Annotated in this window: 29 protein-coding genes; 6 read left to right on the top strand and 23 right to left on the bottom strand. The window is 67.5% G+C overall.

The window, feature by feature from the left end:
* Positions 1-20: 20 nt before the first annotated feature.
* From G3I40_RS23105 to rpsJ, 23 genes are all read right to left on the bottom strand, one after another.
* Positions 21-668: an adenylate kinase gene (locus G3I40_RS23105; protein ID WP_164304038.1), complete on the bottom strand. Its 648-nt coding sequence runs from the start codon at positions 666-668 to the stop codon at positions 21-23.
* A complete protein-coding gene (gene secY, locus G3I40_RS23100) occupies positions 668-1,981 on the bottom strand; it encodes a preprotein translocase subunit SecY (RefSeq protein WP_164304037.1) in 1,314 nt (437 codons plus the stop codon). Before secY ends, G3I40_RS23105 begins: the two co-directional genes overlap by 1 nt.
* Before the next feature lie 235 nt (positions 1,982-2,216).
* The gene (rplO, locus tag G3I40_RS23095) at positions 2,217-2,672 is read right to left on the bottom strand and encodes a 50S ribosomal protein L15 (RefSeq protein WP_164304036.1); all 456 of its coding nucleotides are present in this window, start codon (positions 2,670-2,672) and stop codon (positions 2,217-2,219) included.
* 2 nt (positions 2,673-2,674) lie between these two features.
* On the bottom strand, positions 2,675-2,854 hold the full coding sequence (gene rpmD / locus G3I40_RS23090) for a 50S ribosomal protein L30 (RefSeq protein WP_164304035.1): 180 nt from the start codon (positions 2,852-2,854) through the stop codon (positions 2,675-2,677).
* Positions 2,854-3,459: a 30S ribosomal protein S5 gene (gene rpsE, locus G3I40_RS23085; protein WP_164304034.1), complete on the bottom strand. Its 606-nt coding sequence runs from the start codon at positions 3,457-3,459 to the stop codon at positions 2,854-2,856. Before rpsE ends, rpmD begins: the two co-directional genes overlap by 1 nt.
* A gap of 41 nt (positions 3,460-3,500) precedes the next feature.
* Entirely contained in the window at positions 3,501-3,884 is a 384-nt protein-coding gene (gene rplR / locus G3I40_RS23080) for a 50S ribosomal protein L18 (RefSeq protein WP_164304033.1), read from the bottom strand.
* A 3-nt stretch (positions 3,885-3,887) separates the two neighbouring features.
* Entirely contained in the window at positions 3,888-4,427 is a 540-nt protein-coding gene (rplF, locus tag G3I40_RS23075) for a 50S ribosomal protein L6 (protein ID WP_164304032.1), read from the bottom strand.
* Between the two features lie 24 nt (positions 4,428-4,451).
* Positions 4,452-4,850: a 30S ribosomal protein S8 gene (gene rpsH / locus G3I40_RS23070; RefSeq protein ID WP_028812365.1), complete on the bottom strand. Its 399-nt coding sequence runs from the start codon at positions 4,848-4,850 to the stop codon at positions 4,452-4,454.
* 233 nt (positions 4,851-5,083) lie between these two features.
* Complete coding sequence (locus G3I40_RS23060) at positions 5,084-5,269, bottom strand: type Z 30S ribosomal protein S14 (protein WP_003948630.1); 186 nt, start codon at positions 5,267-5,269, stop codon at positions 5,084-5,086.
* A gap of 5 nt (positions 5,270-5,274) precedes the next feature.
* The gene (rplE, locus tag G3I40_RS23055; RefSeq protein ID WP_161304257.1) at positions 5,275-5,832 is read right to left on the bottom strand and encodes a 50S ribosomal protein L5; all 558 of its coding nucleotides are present in this window, start codon (positions 5,830-5,832) and stop codon (positions 5,275-5,277) included.
* Positions 5,832-6,155 (bottom strand): 50S ribosomal protein L24, encoded by a 324-nt coding sequence (gene rplX, locus G3I40_RS23050; RefSeq protein ID WP_016645174.1) that lies wholly within the window; start codon positions 6,153-6,155, stop codon positions 5,832-5,834. The genes rplE and rplX overlap by 1 nt, the downstream gene beginning before the upstream one ends.
* 2 nt (positions 6,156-6,157) lie before the next feature.
* Entirely contained in the window at positions 6,158-6,526 is a 369-nt protein-coding gene (gene rplN / locus G3I40_RS23045; protein ID WP_003974257.1) for a 50S ribosomal protein L14, read from the bottom strand.
* A gap of 123 nt (positions 6,527-6,649) precedes the next feature.
* On the bottom strand, positions 6,650-6,934 hold the full coding sequence (gene rpsQ / locus G3I40_RS23040; RefSeq protein WP_018528358.1) for a 30S ribosomal protein S17: 285 nt from the start codon (positions 6,932-6,934) through the stop codon (positions 6,650-6,652).
* On the bottom strand, positions 6,934-7,158 hold the full coding sequence (rpmC, locus tag G3I40_RS23035; protein ID WP_018528357.1) for a 50S ribosomal protein L29: 225 nt from the start codon (positions 7,156-7,158) through the stop codon (positions 6,934-6,936). Before rpmC ends, rpsQ begins: the two co-directional genes overlap by 1 nt.
* Positions 7,158-7,577: a 50S ribosomal protein L16 gene (rplP, locus tag G3I40_RS23030; protein ID WP_018528356.1), complete on the bottom strand. Its 420-nt coding sequence runs from the start codon at positions 7,575-7,577 to the stop codon at positions 7,158-7,160. The genes rpmC and rplP overlap by 1 nt, the downstream gene beginning before the upstream one ends.
* A 5-nt stretch (positions 7,578-7,582) precedes the next feature.
* On the bottom strand, positions 7,583-8,425 hold the full coding sequence (gene rpsC / locus G3I40_RS23025) for a 30S ribosomal protein S3 (protein WP_164304031.1): 843 nt from the start codon (positions 8,423-8,425) through the stop codon (positions 7,583-7,585).
* Complete coding sequence (rplV, locus tag G3I40_RS23020) at positions 8,425-8,772, bottom strand: 50S ribosomal protein L22 (RefSeq protein WP_004571827.1); 348 nt, start codon at positions 8,770-8,772, stop codon at positions 8,425-8,427. Before rplV ends, rpsC begins: the two co-directional genes overlap by 1 nt.
* Before the next feature lie 42 nt (positions 8,773-8,814).
* Positions 8,815-9,096 carry a 30S ribosomal protein S19 gene (gene rpsS, locus G3I40_RS23015; RefSeq protein ID WP_018528354.1) on the bottom strand — a complete coding sequence of 94 codons (282 nt, stop codon included), beginning with the start codon at positions 9,094-9,096 and terminating at the stop codon, positions 8,815-8,817.
* Between the two features lie 12 nt (positions 9,097-9,108).
* Entirely contained in the window at positions 9,109-9,945 is an 837-nt protein-coding gene (rplB, locus tag G3I40_RS23010) for a 50S ribosomal protein L2 (protein ID WP_164304030.1), read from the bottom strand.
* Positions 9,946-9,984: 39 nt separating this feature from the next.
* The gene (gene rplW, locus G3I40_RS23005; protein ID WP_164304029.1) at positions 9,985-10,401 is read right to left on the bottom strand and encodes a 50S ribosomal protein L23; all 417 of its coding nucleotides are present in this window, start codon (positions 10,399-10,401) and stop codon (positions 9,985-9,987) included.
* Complete coding sequence (gene rplD, locus G3I40_RS23000) at positions 10,401-11,054, bottom strand: 50S ribosomal protein L4 (protein ID WP_164304028.1); 654 nt, start codon at positions 11,052-11,054, stop codon at positions 10,401-10,403. The genes rplW and rplD overlap by 1 nt, the downstream gene beginning before the upstream one ends.
* 5 nt (positions 11,055-11,059) lie before the next feature.
* Complete coding sequence (gene rplC, locus G3I40_RS22995; RefSeq protein WP_018528350.1) at positions 11,060-11,704, bottom strand: 50S ribosomal protein L3; 645 nt, start codon at positions 11,702-11,704, stop codon at positions 11,060-11,062.
* A gap of 17 nt (positions 11,705-11,721) precedes the next feature.
* Entirely contained in the window at positions 11,722-12,030 is a 309-nt protein-coding gene (rpsJ, locus tag G3I40_RS22990; protein WP_003948644.1) for a 30S ribosomal protein S10, read from the bottom strand.
* A gap of 700 nt (positions 12,031-12,730) precedes the next feature.
* On the opposite strand from rpsJ, the gene G3I40_RS22985 reads away from it, so the two are divergent.
* The 6 genes from G3I40_RS22985 to G3I40_RS22960 form a co-directional block, all read left to right on the top strand.
* The gene (locus G3I40_RS22985; RefSeq protein WP_239091902.1) at positions 12,731-13,174 is read left to right on the top strand and encodes a hypothetical protein; all 444 of its coding nucleotides are present in this window, start codon (positions 12,731-12,733) and stop codon (positions 13,172-13,174) included.
* Positions 13,171-13,833, top strand: coding sequence for a hypothetical protein (locus tag G3I40_RS22980; protein ID WP_164304027.1), 663 nt, complete (start codon positions 13,171-13,173; stop codon positions 13,831-13,833). The genes G3I40_RS22985 and G3I40_RS22980 overlap by 4 nt, the downstream gene beginning before the upstream one ends.
* Positions 13,834-15,555 carry a putative T7SS-secreted protein gene (locus tag G3I40_RS22975; RefSeq protein ID WP_164304026.1) on the top strand — a complete coding sequence of 574 codons (1,722 nt, stop codon included), beginning with the start codon at positions 13,834-13,836 and terminating at the stop codon, positions 15,553-15,555.
* Positions 15,556-15,852 (top strand): YrhB domain-containing protein, encoded by a 297-nt coding sequence (locus G3I40_RS22970; protein WP_164304025.1) that lies wholly within the window; start codon positions 15,556-15,558, stop codon positions 15,850-15,852.
* Between the two features lie 13 nt (positions 15,853-15,865).
* The gene (locus G3I40_RS22965) at positions 15,866-17,158 is read left to right on the top strand and encodes a YrhB domain-containing protein (RefSeq protein ID WP_164304024.1); all 1,293 of its coding nucleotides are present in this window, start codon (positions 15,866-15,868) and stop codon (positions 17,156-17,158) included.
* 146 nt (positions 17,159-17,304) lie between these two features.
* Positions 17,305-19,111: PIG-L family deacetylase (locus G3I40_RS22960; RefSeq protein ID WP_164304023.1), on the top strand; the 1,807-nt coding region annotated here is incomplete at its 3' end.

The following is a 19,111-nucleotide window of genomic DNA, read 5'->3' as shown; positions in this document are numbered from 1 at the left end:
ACGTACGGCAACAGCGGGGGCTAGCGCCCCAGGGCCTCCATGGACCGCGCCGTGACCTCTTCCACCTTGCCGAGCGCGGAGATCGTCTTCACGAGCCCCTGCTCCCGGTAGTAGTCGATGATCGGCTCGGTCTGCGTGTGGTAGACCTCCAGCCGCTTGCGCACGGTCTCTTCCTTGTCGTCGTCGCGCTGGTACAGCTCGCCGCCGCAGGTGTCACAGACACCTTCGGTCTTGGGCTGCTTGTACGTGACGTGGAAGACGTGCGACGAGTCGTTTCGGCAGATGCGGCGGCCGGCGATGCGCTTGACCACCTCGTCCTCGGAGACCTCCAGGTCCAGAACCGCGTCCAGCTTCACGTCGTCCGCCTTGAGGGCGACGTCGAGCGCCTCCGCCTGCGAGACGTTGCGCGGGAAGCCGTCGAGCAGGAAGCCGTTCACGGCGTCCGGCTGCTCCATGCGGTCCTTGGCCATCCCGATGGTGACCTCGTCCGGTACCAGCTGGCCCGCGTCCATGTACGACTTGGCCTGCTTGCCGAGATCCGTGCCCTTGCTGATGTTGGCACGGAAGAGGTCGCCCGTGGAGATGTGCGGGATCGACAGGTTCTTGGCAAGGAACGCAGCCTGCGTTCCCTTGCCGGCACCAGGCGGCCCGACGAGGACGATTCGCATCAGCGGAGGAACCCTTCGTAATTGCGCTGCTGGAGCTGGCTCTCGATCTGCTTCACCGTCTCCAGCCCCACACCCACGATGATGAGGATGCTGGTGCCGCCGAACGGGAAGTTCTGGTTTGCCCCGAAACCAACCAACGCCATCGTCGGTACGAGAGCGATCAGACCCAAGTACAGCGAACCCGGCCAGGTGATCCGGTTGAGCACGTACGAAAGGTACTCAGCGGTCGGTCGGCCAGCCCGGATGCCCGGGATGAAGCCACCATACTTCTTCATGTTGTCCGCGACTTCCTCGGGGTTGAACGAGATCGCCACGTAGAAGAAGGCGAAGAACACGATCAGGAGGAAGTACGTGACGATGTAAATCGGGTGATTTCCCTTGGTCAGGTGGTCGTCGATCCACAGCTTCCACGACGAGTCGCCACCTGCGAACTGGGCGACGAGCGCGGGGATGTAGAGGAGTGACGACGCGAAGATGACAGGGATCACACCCGCCTGGTTCACCTTGAGCGGGATGTACGTGGACGTGCCGCCGTAGGAACGACGGCCGATCATGCGCTTCGCGTACTGCACCGGGATACGGCGCTGGGCCTGCTCGACGAAGACCACCAGGCCGACCATGACCAGGCCGACGAGGATGACGGTGCCGAACTCGATCCAGCCGTCGGCCAGCGAACCACCCTGCTTGATGGCCCACAGGGCGGACGGGAAGCTGGCGGCGATCGAGATGAACATCAGGATCGACATGCCGTTGCCGATGCCGCGGTCGGTGATCAGCTCACCGAGCCACATCATCACGCACGTACCGGCGGTCATCGTGATGACCATCGTGATGGTGATGAAGATCGACTGGTCCGGCACGATCTGACTTGCGACGGGGCACCCCTGGAAGAGGGCGCCGGTACGGGCGGTGGCGACCAGGCCCGTGCCCTGAAGGATGGCGAGCGCCACGGTCAGGTACCGGGTGTACTGCGTGATCTTCGCGGTACCGGCCTGTCCCTCCTTCTTGAGGGCTTCGAGGCGCGGGATCACCACGGTGAGAAGCTGCAGAATGATGCTCGCGGTGATGTACGGCATGATGCCGAGCGCGAAGACCGTGATCTGCAGCAGCGCGCCACCGCTGAACATGTTCACCAGGCCGAACAGGCCGGTGGAGGATTTGGCCTGGTCCATGCACGTCTGGACACTCGTGTAATCCACACCGGGGATCGGGATGTGCGCCCCGAGCCGGTAGACCACGACGATGCCGAGCGTGAAGAGCAGCTTCTTGCGCAGGTCGGGCGTCCTGAACGCCCGGGCGAACGCGGTGAGCACGGTGCCTCCTGCGACCCCCGCGCGCGTGCGTCAGAGGTGACGGTCTTGAGGATTCGACGAATGGGTAACGGTCAAAACCCGGGATTGGTGCCGGGGGCACACAACAGCCCGGAAATTAACAGCGGACGCCACCTTACCGGCGTACCCGCCCCCCTAGGAACGACCAACCGGGGATACCCCTTTTGTGGGGTATCCCCGGTCGGGATCGCTCATGTCATCGAGACGGTGTCTGAGATCAGACGAGCTCGGTGACCGTACCGCCGGCGGCGGTGATCTTCTCCTTGGCGGAGCCGGAGACGGCGTCGACCGTCACCTGCAGCGCCACGGTGATCTCGCCCTGGCCCAGGACCTTGACGAGGCTGTTCTTACGGACAGCGCCCTTTTCCACCAGACCCTCGACGGTGACTTCGCCACCCTCGGGGTACAGCGAGGTGAGCTTGTCCAGGTTCACGACCTGGAACTCGACCTTGAAGGGGTTCTTGAAGCCCTTGAGCTTCGGAAGACGCATGTGGAGGGGCATCTGGCCACCCTCGAAGCGCTCCGGAACCTGGTAACGGGCCTTCGTGCCCTTGGTACCACGACCGGCCGTCTTACCCTTCGACGCCTCACCACGACCGACACGGGTCTTGGCGGTCTTGGCGCCGGGGGCCGGACGGAGGTTGTGGATCTTCAGCGGGTTGTTCTCCGCCATGATCAGACCTCCTCAACCGTCACGAGGTGGCGGACGGTCTGCACCATGCCGCGGAACTCGGGGCGGTCCTCCTTGACGACCTGCGTGTTGATGCCCTTGAGACCAAGGGAACGCAGGGTGTCACGGTGGTTCTGCTTGCTGCCGATGTACGACTTCACCTGCGTGATCTTGAGCTGTGCCATTACGCAGCACCAGCCCCGGCACGCGCGCGCAGCAGAGCCGCGGGAGCGACGTCCTCGAGGGGCAGACCACGGCGAGCCGCGATCTCCTCGGGACGCTGCAGGCCCTTCAGGGCCTCCACGGTCGCGTGCACGATGTTGATCGCGTTCGACGAACCGAGCGACTTCGACAGGATGTCGTGCACGCCCGCGCACTCGAGCACGGCACGCACCGGGCCACCGGCGATAACACCGGTACCGGGGGAAGCCGGCTTGAGCAGGACGACGCCCGCAGCCTTCTCGCCCGTGATCGGGTGCGGGATGGTGCCCTGGATACGGGGGACCTTGAAGAAGTGCTTCTTGGCCTCCTCAACACCCTTGGCGATGGCGGCCGGCACCTCCTTGGCCTTGCCGTAACCGACACCCACGGTGCCGTCACCGTCGCCCACTACGACGAGCGCAGTGAAGCTGAAGCGACGACCACCCTTCACAACCTTGGCGACGCGGTTGATCGCGACAACGCGCTCAACGTACGCGGTCTTCTCGGCGGCAGCGCCACCGTCGCGACCCTTCCGGTCCCGCCGCTCGCCGCCACCGGCACCGCCACCGCGGCGCTGGGGTCCAGCCATTGGAATTACCTCTCTCTGTTTCCGCTAGCTACGGAACCGGCTCAGAACTTCAGGCCGGCTTCGCGGGCGGCGTCCGCCAGAGCGGCGATGCGCCCGGCGTACTGGTTACCACCACGGTCGAACACGACAGCCTCGACACCGGCAGCCTTGGCGCGCTCCGCGACCAGGGCGCCGACCGACTTGGCCTGCGTGGACTTGTCGCCCTCGCCACCGCGGATCGAGGTGTCCAGGGTCGACGCCGACGCGAGGGTGTGACCCTTAACGTCGTCGATGACCTGGGCCACGATGTTGCGGTTCGAGCGCGTCACGACCAGGCGCGGACGCTCAGCCGTACCCGAGATGTGCTTACGGATGCGGATGTGACGCCGCTTGATGGCAGCACGCTTGTAAGCGTCGCCCTTAGCAATCTTCTGACCGTATGCCATGGCTTACTTACCCGCCTTTCCGACCTTGCGGCGGATGACTTCGCCTTCGTACTTGACGCCCTTGGCCTTGTACGGGTCGGGCTTGCGCAGCTTGCGGATGTTGGCCGCAACCTCGCCGACCTTCTGCTTGTCGATGCCCTCGACCGAGAACTTGGTCGCCGATTCGACCTTGAACGAGATGCCCTCGGGCGCCTCGACCAGGATCGGGTGGCTGTAGCCGAGCGAGAACTCCAGGTTGGAGCCCTTCGCCAGGACGCGGTAACCGACACCGCTGATCTCGAGCTTCTTCACGTAACCCGTGGTCACGCCGGTGATCATGTTCGCCACCAGCGTGCGGGACAGGCCGTGCAGGGCCTTGTTCTGACGCTCGTCGTTCGGGCGGGTGACGCTGAGCACGCCGTCCTCACCCTTGGCGATCTCGATCGGCGCGACGATGGTGTGGCTCAGGGATCCCTTGGGGCCCTTCACCGCGACCGTCTGGCCGTCGATGGTGACGTCCACGCCGGCGGGAACCGTGATGGGGAGCTTGCCAATACGCGACATAGCTTTTTCCTCCGATTCCTTCCGCTACCAGACGTAGGCGAGGACTTCCCCACCCACGCCCTTCTTGCCTGCCTGCTGGCCGGTCAGGAGACCGTGCGACGTGGAGATGATCGCCACGCCGAGGCCACCGAGGACCTTGGGCAGGTTGGTGGACTTCGCGTAAACGCGCAGACCCGGCTTGGAGATCCGCTTGATGCCGGCGATCGAACGCTCACGGTTCGGGCCGAACTTCAGCTCCAGGACGAGGGACTTGCCGACCTCGGCGTCCTCGACCTTCCAGCCGGTGATGAAACCCTCCTGCTGGAGGATCTCGGCGATGTGCGACTTGATCTTGCTGTGCGGCATAGCCACGGTGTCGTGGTACGCCGAGTTCGCGTTCCGCAGACGCGTCAGCATGTCTGCGATCGGATCAGTCATGGTCATGAATTGGCCTTCGGCCTCTCTCGCCGGGGTTTCCTGTATGCGCCATCCCTCTCCCCACACAGGGGCGGGACGGGTGCGGCGCGGGGACCTACGGCGTAGTAAGCATCATTAGCGGGCAAAGCCCGCGGGCGGTAGGGCGGCAGACGCCCAACCCTCCTAGCCTAAGGCATGGAGAGCAGGGCCTCTGCCGACCCTTTGCTTACCGAGAGATCCAGCTAATCCCAACTAGGGGATTACCAGGAGCTCTTGGTCACGCCCGGCAGCTCGCCACGGTGAGCCATCTCACGAAGGCACACGCGGCACAGGCCGAACTTGCGGTAGACGGAGTGCGGACGGCCGCAGCGCTGGCAGCGCGTGTAGCCGCGAACACCGAACTTGGGCTTACGAGCAGCCTTGGCAATAAGAGCCTTCTTCGCCATCTCGCTTACGCCTCCTTGAACGGGAAGCCGAGGTGACGAAGGAGCGCGCGGCCCTCAGCGTCGTTGGTCGCCGTGGTGACCACGGTGATGTCCATACCCCGGACGCGGTCGATCTTGTCCTGGTCGATCTCGTGGAACATGACCTGCTCGGTGAGACCGAAGGTGTAGTTGCCACGGCCGTCGAACTGCTTGGGGGACAGACCACGGAAGTCGCGGATGCGCGGGAGCGCGAGCGACAGGGTGCGGTCCAGGAACTCCCACATGCGGTCGCCACGAAGCGTGACGTGAGCACCGATCGGCTGGCCCTCGCGCAGCTTGAACTGCGCGATGGACTTGCGGGCCTTGGTGATGGCCGGCTTCTGACCCGTGATGGTGGTCAGGTCGCGGACGGCACCGTCCATGAGCTTCGAGTCACGCGCAGCGTCACCGACACCCATGTTGACCACGATCTTGACCAGACCGGGGATCTGCATGACGTTCTCGTACGAGAACTCCTCCTGCAGCTTGCCCTTGATCTCGTCGCGGTACTTCTGCTTCAGACGCGGGTTGGTGGTGGTCGTCATCAGATGTCCTCACCCGTCCGCTTGGCAACGCGGATCTTGTTGCCCTCGTCGTCGAAGCGGTAACCGACGCGCGTGACAACCTTGTTGCCGTCCTTCTCCACGACCAGCTGGACGTTGGAGACGTGGACGGGGGCCTCGGTGGTCACGATGCCGCCGGCCTGCGAACCGCTGGCGGTGGGGCCGGCCTTCGTGTGCTTCTTGACCCGGTTGACACCCTCGACCAGGACGCGCTCGTCGCGCGGGTAAGCGGCAATGACCTTGCCCTGCTTGCCCTTGTCCTTACCGGTGATGACCTGGACCAGGTCGCCCTTCTTGATCTTCATGCTTACAGCACCTCCGGCGCGAGCGAGATGATCTTCATGAACTTCTTCTCGCGCAGCTCACGGCCCACCGGGCCGAAGATACGGGTGCCGCGGGGGTCGCCGTCGTTCTTCAGAATGACAGCGGCGTTCTCGTCGAAGCGGATGTACGAGCCGTCCGGACGGCGGCGCTCCTTGACGGTGCGAACGATGACCGCCTTGACGACGTCACCCTTCTTCACGTTGCCACCGGGGATCGCGTCCTTGACGGTGGCGACGATGACGTCACCGATGCCCGCGTAGCGGCGACCCGAGCCACCGAGAACACGAATGGTGAGAATTTCCTTCGCACCCGTGTTGTCGGCGACGCGGAGTCGCGACTCCTGCTGGATCACGTCTATCTCCTGTTTGTCTGCCGGTTCCCGGCAGGGGCTGCTCTCTGACGAGAGGGCCCCTGCCGAGCCTGGCGGAACGAACCCTGAGGGGCCCCCAAATTTCTTATTCGGGGCCTCAGAGAATTACTTGGCCTTCTCGAGGATCTCGACGATGCGCCAGCGCTTGGTCGCCGACAGCGGACGCGTCTCCATCAGGAGGACGCGGTCGCCGACGCCGGCAGCGTTCTGCTCGTCGTGCGCCTTGAGCTTGTTCGTACGGCGGATGACCTTGCCGTACAGGGCGTGCTTGACGCGGTCCTCGACAGCGACGACGACGGTCTTGTCCATCTTGTCGCTGACAACAAGGCCCTCACGGGTCTTGCGGAAGCCGCGGGCGGCAGTCTCTTCAGTCACAGTCTTCTCGCTCATCAGGCGCTCTCCACCGTCTCGATGCCCAGCTCGCGCTCACGCATGAGGGTGTAGATCCGCGCGATGTCCTTGCGGACGGCCTTGAGCCGACCGTGGTTCTCGAGCTGACCCGTCGCCGCCTGGAAGCGGAGGTTGAACAGCTCTTCCTTGGCCTCGCGGAGCTTGTTGAGGAGCTCCTCGTTGCCCAGCTCGCGCAGCTCCGACGCCTTGGTACCGGTCGACATCACGCTTCACCTGCCTCGCGCTTGACGATCTTGCACTTCATCGGCAGCTTGTGAGCCGCACGAGTCAGCGCCTCGCGCGCGGTCTTCTCGTTGGGGTACGACAGCTCGAACATCACGCGTCCGGGCTTGACGTTGGCGACCCACCACTCCGGGGAACCCTTACCGGAACCCATGCGGGTCTCGGCAGGCTTCTTGGTGAGGGGACGGTCCGGGTAGATGTTGATCCAGACCTTGCCGCCACGCTTGATGTGACGCGTCATGGCGATACGAGCGGCCTCGATCTGACGGTTCGTCACGTACGCCGGCGTGAGCGCCTGAATGCCGTACTCGCCGAACGCAACCTGCGTGCCACCCTTGGACATACCGCTGCGCTTCGGGTGGTGCTGCTTGCGGTGCTTGACCCTACGGGGGATCAGCATTTCGGTCAGGCCTCCGTTCCGGTGCTCTCAGCAGCCGGAGCGGCAGCGGCGGGAGCGTCGGCCTTGGGGGCCTCGGCAGCCGGCGCGGACTGCTGCTGCGGCTTGCGACCGCGACCGCCACGCTCGCCACCGCGGCCACCACGGCCGGCCGGGCGGTCGTTGCCGCCACGGGCCGGGCGGTTGCCGGCGCGGGCAGCGGCGTTCTCGGCGCGAACCTCGGCGATGTTCTTGACGTCGCCCTTGTAGATCCAGACCTTCACGCCGATGCGGCCGAAGGTCGTCTTGGCCTCGAAGAAGCCGTAGTCCACGTTGGCGCGGAGCGTGTGCAGGGGCACGCGGCCCTCGCGGTAGAACTCCGAACGGGACATCTCGGCACCGCCGAGACGACCGCCACACTGGATCTTGATGCCCTTGGCGCCCGCCTTCATCGCCGACTGCATGCTCTTGCGCATGGCACGACGGAAGGAGACGCGGGAGGACAGCTGCTCCGCCACGGCCTGGGCCACGAGCTGAGCGTCGACCTCGGGGTTCTTGACCTCGAGGATGTTCAGCTGGACCTGCTTGCCCGTGAGCTTCTCGAGGTCACCGCGGATGCGGTCGGCCTCGGCGCCACGGCGGCCGATGACGATGCCGGGACGAGCGGTGTGGATGTCCACACGCACGCGGTCACGGGTGCGCTCGATCTCCACCTTCGAGATGCCGGCGCGCTCCATGCCGGACGTCATCATCCGACGGATGGCGACGTCTTCCTTGACGTAGTCCTTGTACAGCTTGTCGGCGTACCAACGCGACTTGAAGTCGGTCGTGACACCGAGCCGGAACCCGTGCGGGTTTACCTTCTGGCCCATTACCGGGTTCCTTCCTTGCTGCTGACGACCACGGTGATGTGGCTGGTCCGCTTACGGATCCGGTAGGCACGGCCCTGAGCACGCGGACGGAACCGCTTCAGGGTCGGGCCCTCGTCCACGTACGCCTCGCTGATGACCAGCGAAGAGGCGTCGGTGTGGTCGTAGTTGTGCGCAGCGTTGGCGATGGCGCTGTCCAGCACCTTGCCAACGGGCACGCTCGCGGCCTGCGGGGCGAAACGCAGGACCGCCTGAGCCTCCGTGGCATCCATGCCACGGATGAGGTCCACCACGCGGCGGGCCTTCATGGGCGTGACGCGGATGTACCGCGCCTGGGCCCTGGCTTCCATGGTTGTCCCTTCGGTGTTAGTCATAGTCGATTCCACCCCGCCTTAGCGGCGCTTCGACTTCCGGTCGTCCTTGACGTGACCCCGGAAGGTGCGCGTCGGCGAGAACTCGCCGAGCTTGTGGCCGACCATCGACTCGGTGACGAACACCGGGATGTGGGTCTTGCCGTTGTGCACCGCGATCGTGTGGCCCAGCATGCTGGGGATGATCATCGAGCGGCGGGACCAGGTCTTGATGACGTTCTTGGAACCGGCTTCGTTCTGAGCGTCCACCTTCTTCACGAGGTGGCCGTCAACGAAGGGTCCCTTCTTGAGACTGCGCGGCATCTAAACCCGCTCCTAGCGCTTCTTGTTCGTCTTGCGGCGGCGGACGATGTACTTGCTCGAAGCCTTCTTCGGCGAGCGAGTACGACCCTCCTTCTGACCCCACGGGGAGACCGGGTGGCGACCACCGGAGGTCTTGCCCTCACCACCACCGTGCGGGTGGTCAACCGGGTTCATCGCCACACCGCGAACGGTCGGACGAACGCCGAGCCAGCGCTTGCGGCCGGCCTTGCCCCAGTTGATGTTCGACTGCTCGGCGTTGCCGACCTCGCCGATCGTGGCGCGGCAGCGCACGTCGACCAGGCGGATCTCACCGGAGGGCATACGAAGGTGGGCCATCGAGCCCTCCTTCGCCAGCAGCTGCACGGAGGCACCCGCGGAGCGGGCGAACTTGGCGCCGCCGCCCGGACGGAGCTCGATCGCGTGGATCGTGGTACCGACCGGGATGTTGCGCAGCGCAAGGTTGTTGCCCGGCTTGATGTCGGCCGCGGGGCCGTTCTCAACCCGGTCACCCTGCGACAGGCCACGCGGAGCGATGATGTAGCGCTTCTCGCCGTCTGCGTAGTGCAGAAGCGCGATGCGCGCAGTGCGGTTGGGGTCGTACTCGATGTGCGCGACCTTTGCCGGCACGCCGTCCTTGTCGTGACGACGGAAGTCGATCACGCGGTAGGCGCGCTTGTGGCCACCACCCTGGTGGCGAACGGTCACACGACCGGCGTTGTTACGGCCGCCCTTGCTGTGCAGCGGGCGGACCAGCGACTTCTCCGGCGTGGACCGCGTGACCTCGACGAAGTCGGCAACGCTGGAGCCACGACGCCCCGGCGTAGTCGGCTTGTACTTGCGGATTCCCATTTCTCAGTCCTCGTCCGATATTCGGACCAGGGCGCTCCGTTAGGAGGCCTGGCCGAAGATGTCGATACGGTCGCCCTCAACGAGGGTCACGATCGCGCGCTTGGTGTTCGCACGCTGGCCGAAGCCGGTGCGGGTCCGCTTGCGCTTGCCCTGACGGTTGATCGTGTTGACCCCGGAGACCTTGACCGAGAAGACCGCCTCGACGGCCTGCTTGATCTGGGTCTTGTTGGCACGCGGGTCCACGATGAAGGTGTACTTGCCCTCGTCGAGGAGCGCGTAGCTCTTCTCCGAGACGACCGGCTTGACGAGAACGTCACGGGGGTCCGTGAACGACTTGCTCAGCGGCGTCTCAACGGTGTTCTTGCCCTCGGTGGCGTGGCGCTTCGCCTTGGCGACGCGCGCGGCCTTGGCGGCCTTGGCGGCCTTCGAGGCGATGCTCGGGTGACGCGTAGCCATCAGGCTTCGCTCCCTTCGGTGTCAGCGGCCTTGGGGCCAGACACGAAGGACTCGAAAGCGGCCTGGGTGAAGACCACGTCGTCCGAGACGAGAACGTCGTACGTGTTCAGCTGGCCCGGCTCCAGGATGTGGACCTGGGGCAGGTTGCGAGCGGAGAGCAGCGCGACCTCGTCGGCACGGTCGATGACCAGGAGCACGTTCTTGCGCTCACTGATCTTGCCGAGCAGCGACTTGGCGGCCTTGGTCGAGACCTCGCCGTCGACCACGCCGGTGACGACGTGGATGCGAGCGTTGCGGGCCCGGTCGGTGAGGGCGTGGCGCAGGGCCGCGGCCTTCATCTTCTTCGGGGTCCGCTGCGAGTAGTCACGCGGCGTGGGGCCGTGGACGACGCCACCGCCGGCGAACTGCGGCGCACGGGTCGAACCCTGGCGCGCGCGGCCGGTGCCCTTCTGGCGGTAAGGCTTCTTACCGCCACCGCGGACCTCGCCACGACGCTTGACCTTGTGCGTGCCCTGACGGGCGGCGGCCAGCTGCGCGACGACGACCTGGTGAAGCAGCGGAACGCTGATCTTCTCCACGTCGAAGATCTCGGCCGGGAGCTCTACGGTCCCGGTCTTGTCGCCGGAGGGCGACAGAATGTCAATGGTGCTCATAGTCCTCAGGCCCCCTTGGCCGCAGTGCGGACCAGGACGAGGCCGCCGTTCGGACCAGGAACCGCGCCCTTGATGAGGAGCAGGCCCTTCTCCGCGTCAACGGCGTGAACGGTCAGGTTCTGGGTGGTGACCCGCTCGTTGCCCATACGGCCCGCCATGCGGAGGCCCTTGAACACACGACCCGGGGTGGCGCAGCCACCGATGGAGCCGGGCGAGCGGTGCTTGCGCTGGGTGCCGTGACCGGCGCCGAGGCCCTTGAAGTTGTGACGCTTCATGACACCGGCGAAGCCCTTGCCCTTGCTCTTGCCGGTCACGTCCACCTTGACGCCGGACTCGAAGGTCTCAGCGGTGATCTCCTGGCCGAGGGTGTACTCGCTGGCGTCAGCGGTACGGATCTCGACGAGGTGACGACGGGGGGTGACGTCGGCCTTGGCGAAGTGGCCCTTGAGGGGCTTGTTCACCTTGCGCGGGTCGATCTCGCCGAACGCGATCTGGACGGACTCGTAGCCGTCGGAGTCGTTCGTGCGGACCTGGGTCACGACGTTGGGGCCGGCCTTGACGACGGTGACCGGAACAACACGGTTGTTCTCGTCCCACACCTGCGTCATGCCGAGCTTCTCGCCCAGGATGCCCTTGATCTGCTTAGCCATCTCTAGCTCACCGACCCTTAGAGCTTGATCTCGATGTCGACACCGGCCGGGAGGTCGAGTCGCATCAGAGAGTCAACGGTCTTCGGAGTCGGGTCGAGGATGTCGATCAGGCGCTTGTGCGTGCGCATCTCGAAGTGCTCGCGCGAGTCCTTGTACTTGTGCGGCGACTTGATGACGCAGTACACGTTCTTCTCGGTAGGCAGCGGCACCGGGCCCGCGACCGACGCACCAGTACGCGTCACCGTCTCGACGATCTTCTTCGCCGAGGAGTCGATGACCTCGTGGTCGTAGGCCTTGAGCCGGATGCGGATCTTCTGTCCCGCCATGGCTACTTAGTAGTCCTGTCTCTCGTAACGCTCTGGAACCCAGTAGGCCTGGTTTCACACTTCATCCGACCCACGCGGTCGGGCGTGTCGCAGTCCCGCTGACAGAAATATCCGAACGGATTTCCCTGCTAAGGGGGCTGCGGCCCTGGGCCGCATGACCGGGGGAAGAAACCCACCGGGTGCCTGGCCGAGACACCTCACTGCACTTCCCGAAAGATTCCCGTACGTCCGCCCCAGCGCTGCCGCAAGCGACAGATAGGGCGACGAGTACTGTGGGACTCGCTTCCGGTCCTCCCGGCGGGAGGCGCGCAGCATCGGCACTCAACCGAGCAACCCCGACAGTCTGCCATACGGGGCATGCCGGGGGCCAATCGAAGCTGTAGAGAGTACCCGGTGTGTGACGGAGGTCAAACCCGGGGTGGCGGCACCCGGCGGAGCGAGGGGGGTTGCGTTCCGGCCACCCGCGGCTGTGATGATGGGCCGCATGTCTGAGCACGGGGGCGCGGCGGACCAGCCGCCTCGAATTTCAAGATCACGTCTCACGGATTACGCGGAGATGAGCGGGGCGCCGGCCGACGATGCGCCCGTGACGCCGGTGGCGCCGGTCGAGGAGCCGTCGGCGAGAGCCGGGACACCGGGCGAGGCGGCCCCGGCGGAGCCGGGGGTCCCCGTGGATCCTCGATCCGCGGCCCCTGAATCCCTGGACCCGGCATCCGAGGACCGGACATCCGAGGTCCCCGAAGCCGAGGATCCTGAAGTGGCCGCGCGCAAGCGGGAGTTCGCTGCGCTGCTGGGCGAGTTCCGGCGTACCGCGGTGCTGGTCCCCACGGGCGGGGAGCCGGGTGGCCTCGATGGTGAACAGGCCATGCTGACCGCCGACTTGAACGGCATCCGGTTCATCCTGGCGTTCTCCGACGAGCAGGCCCTGGCCCGTTACGCCCAGGCGCGCGGTGAGTACTCCCGCGAGTGGTCGTACCGCACGGTGCTGGGCGCGAAGCTCCTCGATGTCGCCGTGCCCGCGGCCGGGGTGCCCTGCGGGGTGGCGCTGGACTGCGCGGACGGGCCGGACGGGATGGTGTTCCCGCCGGTCATGGGGATCGTGCCGGACGAGGCGGCCGTCGACCGTGAGGACGGTGGCGCATGACCGGCGGCGGGAAGGACCTGCAGGCCGAGGGGCTCGGCCTAGTCGCGAAGGGACTGACCGAGGCGCTGGCGGAGCTGAAGGAACTGGGCATGGTCGGCGAGGCCGGCGCCGGGCGCGGCTTCGGTGACATCGCACTGTCCGGCCTGGAGCTCGGCCACGAGGGCCTGACCGGTGACTTCAAGTCCTTCTGCGAGCGCTGGGAATGGGGCGTGCGCTCGCTGGTCAACGAGGGCAACGCGTTCGCGCAGAAGACCGGCCTGTCGGCGGGCACGTATTACGAGACCGAGCAGTACGTCGAGGGCTCGTTCAAGGTCGTCACCAACGCCGCGATCGGCAACCCGTACGCCTCCGAGGAGGACGTGATCAAGCAGGGCTGGGGCGACATCGCCACCTCGGGTGCGGCCGGTGGCGCGGACTACAGCAAGGAGTCCTTCGACCAGGCCCTGGCCAACAGCGAGCAGGGCTGGAAGGACGCCGGACGCGACGTCATGACCTCCCACACCCTGGGCCCGATGGGCCTCAATCCCGAGAACCTGCACGGCGCGATGGGCGTCTCGGACGCCGAGTACGACCAGATGCTCGACGACACCTTCGGCCCCTCGCCCGAAGCCCGCGCGCAGGCGGCCCCACAGCAACAGCAGCAAGGCGGGGGCGAGTAAATGGGTCTGCTCGGAGATCTGAAGGACGGACTCAACGACGGCCTCGGCAAGCTCGAGGACGGCATCGACGCGGGCAAGAAGCTCGTCGGCGAGGGCGTCGACTGGGGTACGAACAAGGTCGGCGAGGGGCTGGACAAGGTCGGCCTGCACGACGCCGCCGACGCCGTCGAGGACTGGGGCGACGACGTCGCCTCCGACCTCGGCGCCACCCCCGGCGAACAGCAGCTCGGCCAGACCGAGGAAGCCAACGAACTCGTCCACGGCAACCCCGACAAGATCCGCGAGTCCGGCAAGCACCTCAAGGACTTCCACACCGCCTTCGACCACGTCGCCTCCGGCATGCGCAAGGTCGACTCGGGTCACTGGCGGGGCGAGGGCGGCGACGCCTTCCGCAAGAAGTTCGAGATGCACCCCACCAAGTGGGCCCAGGCCGCGGACGCCTGCGACAAGGCCGCCGGGGCGCTGGACGCGTACGCGGACACGGTCAAGTGGGCGCAGGGCAAGGCGAAGGAGGCCGTCGAGTTCTACAAGAAGGGCAAGAAGTCCTCCGAGCACGCGATCGACTCGTACAACAAGAAGGTCGACGCCTACAACGCCAAGATCAAGGCGGACCAGGACCCGGGTCCCGAACCGGAGCCGTTCCACGATCCCGGCAAGGCCGACATCAAGAAGGCCCGCGAGACCCTCGCCGAGGCCCGCAAGCAGCGCAACACCGCCGCCGGTGACGCCCAGGCCAAGGTCAAGGCCGCCCTCGCGCACGCCCCCGCCGAACCTCCACCCCTGGACCGCCTCGGCAACAACCTCACCGACGGCTACCAGGCCTACAACATCGAACTCACCCACGTCGTCGGCGGCGTCCTCAAGGGCACCGCCGGACTGGTCAACTTCGCCCGCGGCCTCAACCCCACCGACCCCTACAACCTCACGCACCCCGCCGCGTACATGCAGAACGTCTCCATGACGCTCTCCGGCCTCGTCTCCACCGCCGCCCACCCCGAACGCGTCGTCACCGCCGCCGTCGACGGCTTCAAGAAGGACCCGTCGGAGTTCATCGGCCGCCTGCTGCCCGAACTCGTCGGCACCAAGGGCGCCGGGCTCGCCCGCGGCGGCATGCGCATGGCGATGAAGGAGGGCCTGGAGTCGGGCGCCTCGAACCTCGCGAAGGGCGGCGCGAAATACGCGGACGAGGCGGCGGGGGCGGCGCCGAAGAAGTGGGACGATCTGGCGCAGAGCACCGGGCACGTAAAAGAAAAGGCCATTCACTACGACTCGGTGGACCCGCGCAAGGCGCAGGAATTCCTGGATTCCGAATATCCGTGGCTGAAGGACGTGAACAACACCGGCCAGCCCGGCTACACCCTGAACTGCAGCCACAACACGGTCGCCGTCGACCGCCGGCTTGACGGCATCGACGTCAGCGCGGCGCCCAAGCAGGCGGGCGACCACATTCCGCCGGAGCAGCTCGGAGTGACCAACCGGGCCAAGGGCCAGTACGACATGGTCCATGGCTACGATGACATCGTCCGCGACCTCCAGGCCCGCGGGGAGGGCTCGCGCAGCGCGGTCTACATCAGCCGGCCCGACGGCTCGGCCCATGTCTTCAACGCCGTGAACACACCGCACGGAGTCGTCTTCCTCGACGGGCAGAGCGGCACCCTCGGCAGACTGGAACAGAATGTCTCCGGAATCGGACACATTCCGTATCGCAATGGAGCTCCCTAAATGGTGACCAAGGACGAGGCCGTATCGGCCGCAGAGAAATTCCTGAAGAACATCGCGTATCCGGACCGGGCCGATTCCGTGGTCGTGCTCCCGGATACGGCCGTGGACCATCCGTGGGCATGGACCGTGCGGTTCGACTTCCAGGAGCACATCGACACCGGGGATCCGGCGCAGGCTCCCTTCACTTCCCTGCTCGTCGTGCCGCACGACGGCTCGCCGACGCACTTCCCGCCGACCTTCCCGCCGCCGGCGGAGTACCTGGAAATGCAGGCCACCGGCAACTGGCCCCCCAAGTAAGGCCCTCCCCCTGATGCCCACTCCCGCCGAAGCCGCCGCGGCCTGGCTCCACCACACCTACCGCGGCCTGGTGGAGCTCGCCGCCCCGCACCCCGTGCACGAGTCCCCCGCCGCCTGGCTGTACCCCTGCCGCACCCTGCCGCAGCCGGGCTACCCGGGCACGCCCATGCTCGCGGCCTCGGTCGTCGTGCCCAAGGACGGCAGCAGCCCCTTCCACCCGTCGCCGAGCGCCCCGTTCGCGGACCTCGCGCCCGCGGCTTCGCCCGAGCAGGCCGCCGCCCGCGTCACGGACCAGCCGCGCCGGATCAACGCCCGCGGCTGCCTCGTCACGCTGCACGCCATGATCGACGGCGGGCCCTCGACACCGCTGCCGTGGCAGCCGTCGGACGAGGCGCCGGGCTGGTGGGAGCGGCTGCTGCGGCGCTACTTCCCGGAGTTCGCGCCGGTGCCGGTGAGCAGCTGGGACGAGGCCGTGAAGGCAATCGCCGAGCCGGGGCCCGACACCCGGGGCCTGGTGTGGGTGCGCCGCGAGGCCGGCGGTCACGAGGTGACGGGGCACCTCCTGTACGCCCACAACAACAAGGGCCGCGTCGTCTTCCTCGACGGCCTGACCTCCTCCCTGGCCCGCCTCGACACCGAGAACGTGCGCGAGCTGGTCCTCGTCCGCGCCACTCCGCAGGTCTCCCGGGCCCCCTGGGAGCGCCCCGCACCCGATGCCGAGGCCGCCCGCGACAAGGCGCGGCAGTGGCTGGACAGCGCGTACGGCGGCGAGGTGGAGCTCGTCGAGCCCGGCCCCGGCGACGAGACGCAGCGCGGCTGGGTCTTCTCCTGCGACACCCGCCGGCACCTGCGCGGCGGCCGCTGGCAGGACACCCTGCTGGACGCGACGGTCGTCGTCCCCAAGGACGCGGCCGCCCCCTTCCACGTCCCGAACTCGGCACCGTGGGCCTGGCTGGCGCACTGGGACCAGGGCGGCGTCCCGGGCACGGGCTCGTTCCCGGCGCCCCCGGCCCCCGGCCGCGCGTACTGGTTCGAGCCGACGCTGGCCGAGCTCGGGCCTGTCCTGTCGACCTCCGACCACCAGCAGTGGCAGTCGGCGACGGCGGAGGTCTCGGCCTTCCCGCCGGGTTCCCGCGCGCTGATCTGGGTCCGGCGCACGGACGGGCGGGGCCGGGAAGCGGTGGGCTGGCTCGTGACGGCGCTGACCACCGAGACGGGCGTCCTCCTCTTCGACGGCTCCTCGGAGGATCCGGTCGCCATGGACGAGACGGGCGTACGGGCCCTGCACGTGATCCGGTACCGCTGACGGCGGCCGACCCCGTCCGGGTGAACGGAACATGTACGCGCATGGAACCTGAATTCCCCGGTGACCCTCTAGCCAGGTGAACAACCTGAACAGAGGCGAGCGCCCCACCGACCGCTGCCTCGACAGCGGACGGAGAGAGCGCCACCGTGCGGAAGAGACCTGCGATAGCGGGGCCCGAAAAGCCCGTTAAGAGAGCAATCTCCCCCGGGCTTTCCCCCGGCCGCTCCGCGCGACCCTCCCGGCGCACGATCCTGCTCGGCGCCGCCCTCGCCGCGTCCGCGGGCACCCTCACCGCCTGCTCCCGCGTCACCCCCGCACCCCCGCCGCACACCACCGTCCCCTCCCCCGCGACCGGCCGCCCCGCCGCCCAGGCCGAGCGCGCCCTGCTGCTGCAGGTCCTCGCCCACCCCGACGACGACCTGTACTTCATGAACCCGGACACGCAGCACTCGCTCGACGCCGGCACCCCGCTCGTCTGCGTCTACGTCACGGCCGGCGAGGCCAACGGCATGAACAAGTCGCCGGCCGACCGCCGCCCCGCCCCGAACAAGGCGGCCTACTCCGCTGCCCGGCACCAGGGCCTGCGCCAGTCCTACGCCTCCCAGCTCGGCCTGCCCGTCTTCACCCGCTGGCAGACCGGCGTCATCCGCCTGCGCAGCGGCTTCCAGGCCGAGGTCAACATCCTCGAACACCGGGGCCGCCGCGTCGAGTTGGTCCATCTCGACCTCGCGATGCACACCCCCGCCGGACACATGGGCGTGCCCGCGCTGTGGCGCGACCCCGGCCTGGAACTGCGCACCCTCGTCCCCGACGGCTCGCCGCTGCGCACGGTGCAGAGCTACGACTACGAGTCCCTGGCCGGCGTCCTCGTGGAGCTCTTCGCGCGCTACCGCCCCACCCTCGTGCAGACCCTCGACCCGGACCCCGACATACAGCTCAGCGACCGGATCACGCAGATCCGCGACAGCGAGCAGAGCGGCTACTCCGACCATGCCGACCACACCGCCGTGGCCTGCTTCACCTGGGCCGCGCTGATCCGCTGGGCGCAGGGGGCCGAGGGCGGCCCGCCCGCGTTCGTGGCCACCGCCTTCCGCGGCTACTACAACCACCACTGGCCCAAGAACCTTCCGCCGCAGGTCCTGGACCGGAAGGCGGCGCACCTCGTACCGTACGGCGCCGCCCCCGACTGGACCTGCGGCAACCCGTCCGGCTGCGGCGACTACAACGTCGGCGGCGACCGCCCCCTGACCAACCGCAAGGGCTGGGTCCGCGCCACCCACTACCGCTACCCCGGGCCACGGCTGTCCCTCGCCCGCACCCCCGACGGGCGGCTCACCGCGTACGGCGTCCTCGGCCTGCGCGCGGTCCGCTACGACGAGCGGGACGGGTCGGGCGGCGCGTTCGGCGCCCCCGTCGACCTCGGCGGCGGCCCCCTCGCCCCGGTTCTCGGCAGCGCCACCCTCCCGGACGGCCGCCATCTGGTCTTCGGCCTGCGGCTCGCCGCGATCGAGGGCAGAGGGGCCCAGGACGTGCGCGAGATCGTGGTCCTCGAACAGCGCGGCCCACGCACGTACGGGTCCTGGACGAGCCTCGGCAACCCGGAGAACGGCGACGCCGACCGGGGCCGCCGGACAGGTGTGCCAGTGGCGGTCACCGCTCCCGACGGCCGCGTCCACCTCTTCGTGCGCAATGCCGACCAAGGCGTCAGCACCCGCGTCCGCGACCGGGCCGGCGCCTGGTCGCCGTGGCGCGACCTGGGCGGCGGCCCGGTCCAGGACGGCCTCACCGCGGTCATCGGCGACGACCGCCAGGTGCACGTGTACGCCCCCGGGCACTACACCGTCCACCACTGGACGCCGGCCGGCGCGGACCCGCTCACCGGCCTGCCCACCCCCGCGGACGCCATAGCGGCGGCGGGCAGCCGCCTCTACTTCCGGCCCCCCGCGTCCGACC

The organism is Streptomyces sp. SID14478, from assembly GCF_010548525.1.
Taxonomy (GTDB): domain Bacteria; phylum Actinomycetota; class Actinomycetes; order Streptomycetales; family Streptomycetaceae; genus Streptomyces.
This window is presented reverse-complemented; position numbering and strand designations above follow the sequence as displayed.